We start from the raw sequence: 1,349 nt of genomic DNA on the forward strand, positions 1-1,349 counted from the left end.
ACCCTCTGGACCGGGGACACCCATATCGACGGCGGTGAACTGGTGCTGGATGGCAGCAACGGCGGCGCGCAGCTGGTCAGCAACGTCATCGGTCAGGATAACACCGCGTTATCCCTGCGTAACGGTGCCACCCTGACCGGCTGGATTGACCCGACGGACGTCAGCATTGACACCACCAGCAGCTGGAATATGACTGCGGACTCGCTGGTCGATGAAGTTAACCTTGCCGGGATCATTAATTTCGCGGCCCCGTCCTCGCTGCCGATGAACGCCGGACGGACCCTGACGGCGGCCAGCTGGCACGGGCAGGATGGTACGGTGGTGCTGAATACCGTGCTGGGTGACGACACCTCGACGACCGACAAGATTGTGGTCAATGGCGATACCAGCGGCAACACCTTTATGAAGGTGAACAATGCCGGCGGCGGTGGCGCGCAGACGGTGGAAGGTATCCGTGTGGTGGAGGTTCATGGGGCATCGGATGGCACCTTTACCAAATCCGGGCGCATCGTGGCCGGGGCGTATGACTACAGCCTGGTGAAAAAAGGCACGGACTGGTTCCTGACCAGCCTGTATGTTCCGCCGCCGGTGGGGCCGGAAACGCCCGCAGTTCCTGTTACACCACGCACACCTGATGAACCGGGTATCCGGGTGGTGCGCCCGGAGTCGGCCAGCTATACCGCCAACCTGGCGGCGGCCAACACGATGTTCATCACCCGGCTGCATGACCGTCTGGGTGAACCGCAGTACACCGATGCGCTGACCGGTGAGAAGAAGGTTACCAGTATGTGGCTGCGCCAGGTGGGCGGGCATAATCGCTGGAAGGACAGCAGCGGGCAGATGAGCACACAGAGCAACCGTTATGTTATCCAGCTGGGCGGCGATATTGCACAGTGGAGCACGGATGGCCTGCAGCGCCTACACCTGGGAGTGATGGCCGGTTACGGCAATGATGACAGCAACAGCCGCTCACATGTGACCGGTTACCGTGCAGATGGCTCGGTGAGCGGTTACAGTGCGGGACTTTACGCGACCTGGTACCAGAATGATGAAACCCGACAGGGACTGTATCTGGACAGCTGGGCGCAGTATGGCTGGTTTAACAATGACGTGAAGGGTCAGAATATTCAGGGTGAATCGTATGACTCAAGTGGTATCACCGCCTCACTGGAAGCCGGGTACACGCACAAGCTCGGCGAGTTTGCCGGCAGTAAGGGCTCGCTGAACGAGTGGTATATCCAGCCGCAGGCGCAGGCTGTCTGGATGGGGGTGAGGGCGGACGACCACCGGGAAAGCAACGGTACGCGGGTCAGTGCGGAAGGTGAAGGTAATCTTCAGACGCGTCTGGG

1 protein-coding gene is annotated in these 1,349 nt (G+C 60.5%); it reads left to right on the forward strand.

All coding sequences use genetic code 11. The features are described 5' to 3' along the window. Positions 1-1,349: autotransporter outer membrane beta-barrel domain-containing protein (locus QNN86_RS23850; RefSeq protein ID WP_414212403.1), on the forward strand; the 1,349-nt coding region annotated here is incomplete at both ends.

This window comes from Citrobacter sp. C348 (genome assembly GCF_047467975.1).
Taxonomy (GTDB): Bacteria; Pseudomonadota; Gammaproteobacteria; order Enterobacterales; family Enterobacteriaceae; genus Citrobacter; species Citrobacter gillenii.